This is a genomic window from Actinoplanes sp. NPDC000266, from assembly GCF_042899005.1.
Taxonomy (GTDB): Bacteria; Actinomycetota; Actinomycetes; order Mycobacteriales; family Micromonosporaceae; genus Actinoplanes.
This window is the reverse complement of record NZ_JBIAZI010000004.1, coordinates 853887-863814: the sequence shown is the minus strand read 5'-3', so window position 1 is coordinate 863814 and position 9928 is coordinate 853887. Positions and strand designations below refer to the sequence as shown.

Here is a 9928-nt window from a genome sequence, read left to right as displayed (position 1 = left end):
CCTGGCGGTCCAGCTTCTGGTCCATCGACGGGGGCATAAGTCTCCAACGATCGGAGACCCCGATGTGTTAACAACCTCTGGCAGTTTTAGACCTAAGCGTGCCGCTGACGATCTCCGTGTCACCTCACTGCCGCCACGGTGCGGTACGCATCTGCGTCGCCGGGGAAATCGACCTGGTGTCGGCGTACGGCTAAGAGTGCAAAGGCGCGTACGCCAAATCTGCAGAGGCCCGCGACCGAAGCGCCATGACGGCGGCGAGCCCGCTGACCCACCACCGCTCACAGGGCGTAATCGGCAGAGGCAAGCCGACGCCCGGATCGCGGCATGACAGTGCATCGCTACTCAAGGGCGGATCTGAACCGCAGCGGCAGTTGTTCCGCCGCCAAGTGACAGCGATGGACTCCTGTTTCCCCGAGAAAGTAGGGGTCTAGGAATATGGCTGTCCGAATTATGGGTTTACCTACGATGTTCGCTCTTTGATCTCGCGTCGAAATTTTCGGCTAACTCGGCAACGCCTTGGAATTTAAACGCCATTGCGGAGGGTCACTCCAGGCGTGACCGAGGGCACGAGCCGCGGAGGCACCGTCACGCCCGAGCAGAATCGATGGACTGCGAGTCCGCTAACCGCGTCAGCGCCGCCAACCGTGATCCCGAATCACTGACCGCCATCAGCGGCTTCGGGTAGGGCCGTCTGTGAGGGCGAGTTCCCGGTCCGCATCCGGCGGCCCGGGAACTTGGTGTCGGGTCGTTGCCGCTGGTCCCGACGAGTGCTTGGCGGCTGTTCAGTCGGGCCAGATCGGGCTCCCGGATGACGACTTGCACGCCTGCCGCGCGCTGGTTGGTCCGGAGGCATCTAATCACCAACCGACCGCGCGAATGCCGGAACCGCTTGTCATCAGTTAGCGGTTTTCGACCGCTCGCATAGCGGTGCGGTGCGCACCCGGGGAAGCCATTGCGAAGGCAGAGCACCTTCAGTGGAGAAAATCGCGGCAAGGTCAGGTGTGGAGATCACACTGAGGTCGCGGCTACGCGCGGTTCGCCAGGCACGAACCAGTCGGTCGAACAGGTCGATAACTTCCTCGGGCCGTACAAGGTATACATGTTCCTCTGCGACGGCATGCGCGGCTGAGTGAATACGGGCCTGCGGAGCCACAAGGAGGACTACCGAATCGCCAGGGGCGGCCTCGCGCCGTTCGTCGGCGGCGAAGCGCAGGTGGGCTCCAGCTTCCCGGACGTCGTCTGCGCCAAGTTCTCCGTCGGGTTTGGCCTCGCTCTTCGCTTCCCACACCACCCACATGTGGGTGCCGAAGATCCAGGTGGCGTCGGGGGCCGCAGTCTGTCCGTGGTCGCCGTAGGTAGGCACGGCGCCGGCGAGTTGTCCCAAGGTCACCAACGCTGCCTCGTAGGGCTTGCTCGCCATTGAGGTCAGCGCGGTGCGTGCCGCGACGACTTCCTCGTCGAAGACCGATGGCTTGGCGAGTCGAGCCGTGTTGACCCGCACACCGTCCATCGCGTTGGCGTCAAGTAGATCCAGCACCGGAGCCGCAGCCGTAATCGGCTTATCGGCCGGCGCCGCGAGGTGCATCAACCAGGTGGTCCCGCGTCCGGCGGCTCGGGCGTCGTTGTGGAACTTCAGGGAGGCCGCCTGGAGCGCAGCGTCACCAGTCTGGACCGCCAAGCGCTGTGCGACGCAGCCGGCCAGGTAGTTCCAGAGCGCCGCGTAGCGCTGCGACGTGCGGCCACCACGCAGCCCGTCGAGGACCTGCCGGATCAGGTCCAGCGCGCGGGCCCACTCGCCCTGCCAGATAGCGTCACAGGCGGCTACCTCGTGTGCCACCGACTTCTGCAGCGCTTCTGTGCCTGGGGCATCTACCCGCGCATACTTCTCGCGAGCTGCGACGATGTCCTGCTCGATGTCGCGCCATACCTCGTCGTGGGCGGCGAAAATGTTCAACTGCTCGAGCATGTCGCTCGAGGGGATGCCGATGCTGTTCTCGTACCCGAACGCGAGTTCGCCCTGGATCTCTGGGTGCATCGCGGCTTGCACGTCACGGCGCAGGACGTAGGAGATCAGGTCGTCGTCGAGGAGTAGCACGGCGGCGAAGTCACGGGCGTTGCGGGTGGCCCGCCCGGCACCCTGCATGATCCGTGCCCGGATGCGCTCCTGCAGGACCTCGGTAGCGCCCAGCGACTCTTTCAGGAAGCGTTCCTGGAGGTCGCCCGATGAGGGGAGCCCGGCGAGCACGACGAGTCGGCAGTCGTCGTCCGGAAGGTCGATGCCGTCATACCGGTTGGTTAGCACGAGCGCGGCCGCCGGGCTGTCGGTGAAGGCGCTCAGCTCGTCCTCAACGTCCTTCGCCGTCAGTGTCGGGCAGCCAGCCGGCAGCCGGGTCTCGATGAATGCCTTGGCGGTTCGATTATCGGGGGTCAGCACGACCGCACGACCGTGCCGAGCGATGACGTCAGCGACCCACGTGTTGGTCTTGGTGGGATCGTAAGCCAGGTCGTCGGTCAACTGTGGGAAGCAGAACAGTCGTCGTCCGGTGCCCTGCTTCTCCCACCCGGCCGGGATGGGGATGCGCTTGATCGCTCGGCGGCCGAAGATACGTTCCATTTCGCCGCCGGCCCCCAGGGTCGCGCTCATATAGACGCGGCGGGCCGGGTTCTCGAAGGCCGGGTGGAATTGGGTGGGTGGGATCAGCGGCCGGATCAGTACGCGCCAGTAGGACAGGTAGACCAGGCACTGGTCGAGGTGCCCGCGAAGAAACTGCAGTGCATACGCTGCCTCCTCGCTGAGCTTGCCCGTAGCAGCGGCCGTGGTCAGCACTTGTTCCAGCTGGGCAGAACCTGCGGCCACCCCGAGCGGAGAGGCGAGGTACACAGTGCGATCGAAATGTGTGTCCGGGGCGCTGCGCAGGCGAGCCAGTACCAGCGGGTCGACGGCGGCGTTCAACGCGGACAAGACGTCCTCGTACGCGCTGTTCTGATCCCGCTGGATATCTAGGCTCCACGGGCCAGCCACGTAGCTGTCGGCCGCGTGCGCATCGTCAAGAAGCAGCATTTGGGCGTCGCCGAGGGCAGGGTTGGTGTTGAAGACGTGGCTGTAAACGCTGACCGCGATAGCGTCCGCGGAACTGTAGCGGCTGCGGTCGGCCATGTTCCAGGCGCGGACCTTGCCGATCAGCAGGACGTTCGGGATACCGTACTCGGTCAACTTAGCCGCGGTCTGCCGGGCCAACTGCCGGGTCGGACACAAATACGCGACACGCTCCTGGGCTTTGCGGCGTCGGTACTCTCCGATCAGGCCGCCGACCAAAGTCTTTCCGGCCCCGGTCGGCAGCTCGATGGCCACATCCGCCGAGTCGGCGTGATCGTGATGCCACGACCGCAGCACGTCGCCCTGGTGTAGCCACAACGCCTCCGGCCCCTTGTTGATCAAGGCTAGTTGTCGGTACAGCTGCTCTGGATCGGCCGGCACCGGAGTGGGACCCGACGGCCGCTTGAACGCCATACTGAGCGTCCCTCCTGTTTCGCCTCAATGTCCACATTAATCTTCTCACGTCGCCGCTGAGGCTCGCAAAGCGTTTCTCTTCGTTGGGCCCTTTCGCACTTTCGCGGTCTCAGCCACAGACTGCGCCCTGGCGGTGGGGTATTTAATTGCCTCAGCGGAACCTGCACGGCACATCCCGCAGCGTCGGTGTTCGCCTCGCCCGCGGCCAACCGCTGGTGGGCCATAGTCGGTCCCGACGCCGAACTGGCTCCCACCGAGGTCGGGCAAACGGGTATGCCCCCTCGCCTGGTCAAAGAAGTATCCGCCACCTCGACCGTTAACGGGACTTCGGAGCTGCCTCGGCCGCATCACACAGCGTGATCGGTCTCCGCCAGCCACGGCGCACGCTTGGCGGCATGAGAGTAAGATCGATCTTGGCGATCCTCCGCGCCTCAGGTGGAGTGGCCGGTATCCCTGAATGTCGGCCACCGCCCGAACGCCCAAGACTGCCCGCAAACTCGGGACCGGTCTCGTGGGCCGGAAAGCACCCTTCTCCTCATCTATGAAGGCGGTCCTGAGAGGCCACCTCGCGCGGCGCGACCAGGTTTGGGCCTCATTGGACCCCAAAGAGTGCAACCTCATCGAGGGGGTGGCATCGGATGGGATTATCGACGCGAAGCGGACGGCCAGGAGTTCGCCTTACTGATCCTTCGACCAAAACGGCTTGCCCCCTGGAATGCCACTCCCAAGCTCTAAGATAATCCTCCATGCGTAAACGCACCTGAATCTCTGAGGGACGGCCGCGCCGGACTGTAGAAACGGCGATTTCGCCATAGGGGTCGTCATGACTCTCGTGGCGAAGCTGTACGATTGTGCCGGAAAACACGCTACTCGAGTCGACGCGTTGACGCCTCAGCTTCTCGGCGGTCTTGGCTACTAGGCTGGCCGCCTCTGCTTCGATAGCAACTCGGTGCGGCATAGTCTCGGGAGGACGGATCGCTGGAGCCCAAGTCACCGATGCCTCGAAGGCCCCGATTGCGCGTTGCTTCAGAACACCCACGAGTGCCGAGCAGAACTCCCGACTTACTCCCCGATAAACCAGCTCGTGAATTCCATCAGCGAGAGGAACCCGCGCTGGCTCGACTACCAGCTCGCGCACCGCCTGCATTGACTGCGCGAAGGTTCTGACTACGCGCCGGGCGAACGGCTCGGGTGGAGCCCGATGCAGTTCCGGACCCATATGGAATTCAAGCGTCTGCTGGTGTAGATCTGGACCTTCCGGTTCGGGTAGGGGCATTAGCACCGGAATGATGTACGAGCCATGCTTAGTATGGCCCATCAAAGCTTCTCGGATTAATTCGTCGCCTATCTTCGAGTAGCTCTGTCCGATCTGCGACCGTTCGCGCCGTGCTGTAGTCGCGGTAGCTCTGAACATCGCTCTGGCGCCCACCAGTATTCGTGCGCCTGTCTCAAGCGGGATAGCGTCTGTCTCACTGCGAACTCCGGACGCCTTCAGATTCGTCACGTCGAAGAGAACGTGACGTACTTCGTCTGCGACTATCTCAGGTGGCCGTCGCTCAGCAGCAGCGATTCTTTGGACGACACCGGATATTAGCGCCGCGTCTGGCTCGTGTGGAACTCCGAGCCGCGCATCGGCCCGCATCCAAATTGCGCCGACCGGCCCCGGTGGTTGTTCAGCCCAACCGTTGACGCGCAAGTAAGCCCGGAGATCATGGACAGTAGGCAGGTCCTGGACATCGCTCATCCTGACCACCCGTTGGCAGGATCGTTGAAAAGCGCATCAACGTCGGCACCCCAGCGCCGAATTGTTTCTGCCGTCAGCCGCTGGTCCTTCGGAACTGTGATACCTGATGATGGCTGCATACGATCAACCCGTACCCAGAAGCCCGCAGCTCGGTGAAGTGTCCCGTCGGTTCGATGATCAAGCCACGTTGTCTGCTCGTCGGGGTCCATCACGACAAGGACGAAGTACACCGGCACACCGGACCGATTCCACTTGTTCCACCACGACCCTTCGGAGGGCCAGGTGGCAGTCGGACCACTATGGATCTTGAACCCACCGGTGCACTTCACCTGCACCCGAGCCGAAGCCAGCTCGAAGTTGACTTCACCATCGACCGCCAGGACGTCCTCATCGATCGAAGTCTCCGTGAAGCCGACGCCGGCCTGACTACAGATGGCTCTCATGTACGCGACGCCGAACCGCGCTTTCGATCCGTTGGCAGACAGCGTGGCGAAGTCCCGTGGGATCTGCCGCGGGATCGTCATGCCCCTCATCATGGCTGAGAAGGCGGACTCTGGGTAGACGTCTGACCAACATGGAGTCACGATCGCAGCCCGACTCAAAGCCACGTCCGACTCCGCACGGCCGGAGCAAGCGCAACTGAACCTTCCATCAGACGTGGAGTACAACACAAAGTCCGGCACCATAACCGGTCCTCACCCACACCGATAGGAGATCGTGCCTCAGCGTGCGATCATCTGTGGCCCGCCACGTCGTGCAGGTGCGGGCCAGGTGCAGACCTTCAGGCGGTAGCCCGTATCGCCGTGGGGCAGGGCTCGGGTGCCCGCCCATCGGGTACGTCCGCGACGTCTAGCTGCGGCACGGGACGTCGCGCGCCGTAGCGAGCGGATCGCGGCATGTGAGTATACGGTTTAAGCAACTGTGACAGCCCGATTCAATCGCTACACAAAACGAGCTTTTCTTACAAACACACGCAAACTTCTCGCGGTTGGCTCTGGCGTGAGAACCAGCGCATGAAGAGATTCAGCATGCACCTTCGGTGGTGTCGGGATATCGACTGACTGAAGAGCTGCGGAGACATTCAATCAAGAATGCGCAGTCTCACCAAGCGTCTAGCCGCCTCCCGAGCAGCGCGGCGAAGCGCCGACACATCCAACTCGCCATGGTCACCCCCGGCCGGTCGCCGAAAGAGTCGTGTCCAAGGACGAGCCACACAGCGGCGGGTATCGAGAACAAACAGCAATCCGGATATTTGGCAGAGGTGGACAACGGTGGGCGGCATATTGACCGTTCTCGTACTTGCTGTTGGTCTATACGAGACCAATAGGAATAACAATGCCGCCCAGAACGCCGCCACAAGGCAACTGCAACTCGCCACAAAACAGCAAGTTGCGCAGCGACTGACCGATGCGGTCGAACAACTGGGACAAGAGGATCAGAAGGATAATGATAAGCTCAGTGTTCGTATCGGAGCGATTGTATCATTGCAGCGATTAATGACCGATTTCCCGGAGGATGAACGTGCGATACTTCAGATACTCGCGGCGTTCGTGAGAACACATGCGACGCGACCCGCCGCCAAGCTCGTCGCTCTGCCTTCGCCTCCAGACGTCATTGCAGCCGTTGTGGTGATCGGGGAGCGTACTGAGCACCCGAACTCGAACACTCCGAAGCATTCGGTAGACACGGCCGGATCGTTCCTTGCACTTCCGCCTCATTCCTCCGCTCTTCAGGGCTTGAATCTTGCTGGGATGTCACTGCCCGGAGCTTACCTGCACTGGGCCGAACTAGACAGCGCCATTCTGCGGCGGTCAAACCTGCGTTACGCCAACTTCACGATGGCATCGCTCGAGCACGTGGACTTACAGTTCGCAAATCTATATAGGGCTGACTTTACGGAAGCAGAACTGGAGAAGACAAACTTTGCCGACGCGAACCTCGCACACGCAGATCTGCGAGATGCAGATTTCGGCGGAACAATTTTCGAGGACGCCGCACTGCCCTTCGCTGATTTGCGAGGCGCTGACCTTACGCATACGGATATAGAAACTTGGCAACTGCAATGTGCGCTCATCGATACGGCGACCCTACTTCCTGTCGATGCGGTGCGACCGCCTGTCCCCCTCAGCAAAGACGCCTTGGCGACCTGCGAGGAGAGATACGCTCATGAGCTCCACTACTCGTGATGAATCTCGACGCTGGAGTCCCGATAGAATCGCAGCCGCGTACCGACTGTTTCAGACAGACCGCAAAGGGCGGTAAGGGGTACGCACTCACATCGGCATGAGCGTGCGCCGCCACACCGGGAGCTGGAGAAACGAGATGGTCATCTACCATCACCCGAGGTGCTGGACGGGATCTCCAGGTAAGGCGGGTTGAGGCTGCCCCGACTGCAGCCGGTTCGCCTTCGTCATGCTCCGCCGCGACTCGCTAACGATCTCCACCGCGCATCTTGCCTGGGCGGGACTGTGCCAGGAGCGGTGTTTCCGGCCCGACACGCCGGGCTGAAGACCTGGCGGGATGGGCACCGTGAGTGATGACATTGAACGTTATGAGTCAACGGAAGGAAACCGAAGGTGACGGGCGGCAGCTGTCGCCCGAACAGGCCGCGGCCGCGGCGATGGTGGCCGAGGCCAAGGCCCGCGGACTGGAACTGACCGACCGTATTTCTTTGTGCGGCGGCATTCTTATCGGATCCCGTGCGCTCACGCCCCATAGCCGATTGATGCCGCACGCTGCCTGAACGGCAGGCGAGTGATCGTCTGGACCAGCGCCGTCAGGATCTGCCAGTGGTGCTGGTTCTCACCACCAGTACCGAGTGCGGTGCCGACGACGCGATGCCGCCACTCGCGAACGTCTGCCGCCCCAAACGCGCGAACCGGGGCCATGCGGCAATGAACTGACCGGCCCTCACGAGCGCGACCGGCCTCCGGATGCGCCCCGCTCTAGAACGCGTCTGCCGGTGGTGCGGGGAAGTCGTGGATGAGCCGGCGGGCGAGGTAGTCCGGCAGGGAGACGGCATGCCGGATGTCGGGGTCGCTGGTCGGGCCCGCCGGATCGAAGCGCATCCCTTGCCACTGCGCGGCGAGCTCCGCGAACGGCGCGCCCTGCTGCAACGCGAGGGACGCTGCAGTAGCGACCGCCTCGCTGAGCCCCGCGATAGTGGAGCCGTGCTTGCCGACCCGCAGACCGATCTCGGCGAGAGTCCCATCGCCGTGACCGGCCACAGTGAGCGTCCCCGTGGCGTCGCCTAAGTGAAAGGACCTGGTAACGGCGGGGCGCGCCGATGACGGCCGGTCCGAGACCGGTCCGGAGGAGGCGCGCCTGGTGTTCGGAATCTCGGTCGACATCAGCAGATCACAATCAGTAGTAGTTTCAATGGGTTCGACCCACTAGATGAAGTGGTGAGAGGCAGCGTAGGCCTCCAACGCTGACGTGCTGGCGGCCGACACGCCAGTAACAGGCTACACTTGATTCGAACGCTTGTTCGATACCGTGTTTTCGCGAGACACGAACCCGGACGGGCGCCGCCTTACTGCGTCTTCCCCTCGCAGATCAACCGAGGGGAGCAGCCGTGAGTAGTCGTTGGGCCGGAGCCATCGCCACCCCCGACGACGTGCGCCGGGTACTCGACACTGTCAACCGGGCTAGCCTCGACCGGGCCACGACAACAGCGCTCGCCCACGCCGTGCAGCCGGCGGAACAGACCGAGATCACCGAGGACGCCTCGCGGCTGCTCCCGATTGACGACAGGCTCAAGCCGCTGCTGCCCTGGCCCGGATTACGGCGCGGCGCCACGGTCGCCACGGTCGGCTCCCACAGCTTGATCCTGCTGCTACTCGCCGCTGTGGTGAGCAGCGGCGCGTACGCGGCGGTCTGCGGGCTGCCCGGTCTCGGTCTGCTGGCAGCCGGGCAGGATCATCGAATGGCGCTGGACCGGCTGGCGCTGGTCCCCGACCCCGGCCCGGACTGGCCGACCGTGGTGGGCGCTTTACTCGACGGGGTCGCCCTGGTCGTGGTGAACGCCCCCGCCGATGTCTCGGAGCGCACGATCCGCTCGTTGCAATCGCGCGCCCGAGACCGTGGTGCGGTCTTGGTCCCGACCCGGCGCTGGCCGGGGGCGGACGTCGTTCTGGAGGTGACCGGCCGGCGCTGGGAAGGCCTGAGCCGGGGCCGTGGCCGGCTTAAGCGGCAGCGTCTCACGGTGACGGCCGGGGGCCGCGGCAAAGCCGCCCGGCCTCGCACCGCCGACATCGTGGTGGGCGACACCTCCGTGCCCGTTCCTCTCCCGCCGCCTTCGCTCGAGCCGCCGCCAAGCGACCTGCGGGCGCCAGTCAGGGAGGCCGACGCGTGGGCGGGCCTGACCGCGAACGCGAACCCGGACCTGTGGGCATCCGTCACCTAAGGGCCGTCACCTGCGCGAAGCCGCAGGTGAACTACATGTCTGTAGTTTCCGACCGTTCTCTCTTTCGGGTTGCGCCGCGGTCTTCTGTGAGGGTCACTGGTGTGGGCTCTCATCGAATCTGATCCCATCTCACTGGACCTGATCCGGTCGCCTTCGTCGCGGACCGATTCAGCGTCGGGCTTGGACCACCTCGTATGGTCTGCTCGCCACCCTCACCGGGATCTGCAAAGTTCCGGTGATGCCCCCGCACGGCAAGCGCGGCGATCGA

The 9928-nt window shown here is 63.6% G+C and carries 6 protein-coding genes; 3 read left to right on the top strand and 3 right to left on the bottom strand.

Features of this window, described 5'->3' with window-relative positions; genetic code table 11:
• Positions 1-895: 895 nt before the first annotated feature.
• Positions 896-3511 (bottom strand): DEAD/DEAH box helicase, encoded by a 2616-nt coding sequence (locus ACFY36_RS20435; protein ID WP_499747542.1) that lies wholly within the window; start codon positions 3509-3511, stop codon positions 896-898.
• A gap of 1740 nt (positions 3512-5251) precedes the next feature.
• Positions 5252-5779 carry a DUF4365 domain-containing protein gene (locus tag ACFY36_RS20430; protein ID WP_499747541.1) on the bottom strand — a complete coding sequence of 176 codons (528 nt, stop codon included), beginning with the start codon at positions 5777-5779 and terminating at the stop codon, positions 5252-5254.
• A gap of 747 nt (positions 5780-6526) precedes the next feature.
• On the opposite strand from ACFY36_RS20430, the gene ACFY36_RS20425 reads away from it, so the two are divergent.
• Together ACFY36_RS20425 and ACFY36_RS20420 are read left to right on the top strand one after the other, a co-directional pair.
• On the top strand, positions 6527-7441 hold the full coding sequence (locus ACFY36_RS20425) for a pentapeptide repeat-containing protein (protein WP_499747540.1): 915 nt from the start codon (positions 6527-6529) through the stop codon (positions 7439-7441).
• Positions 7442-7806: 365 nt separating this feature from the next.
• Positions 7807-7998, top strand: a complete 192-nt coding sequence (locus tag ACFY36_RS20420; RefSeq protein ID WP_499747572.1) for a hypothetical protein — start codon at positions 7807-7809, stop codon at positions 7996-7998.
• Positions 7999-8200: 202 nt separating this feature from the next.
• Here the strand turns inward: ACFY36_RS20420 and ACFY36_RS20415 are convergent, their stop codons facing one another.
• Complete coding sequence (locus ACFY36_RS20415) at positions 8201-8605, bottom strand: TSCPD domain-containing protein (RefSeq protein WP_499747539.1); 405 nt, start codon at positions 8603-8605, stop codon at positions 8201-8203.
• Positions 8606-8829: 224 nt separating this feature from the next.
• Between ACFY36_RS20415 and imuA' the strand changes: the two genes are divergently transcribed.
• Positions 8830-9660 carry a DnaE2-dependent mutagenesis accessory factor ImuA' gene (gene imuA' / locus ACFY36_RS20410; RefSeq protein WP_499747538.1) on the top strand — a complete coding sequence of 277 codons (831 nt, stop codon included), beginning with the start codon at positions 8830-8832 and terminating at the stop codon, positions 9658-9660.
• Positions 9661-9928 lie beyond the last annotated feature (268 nt).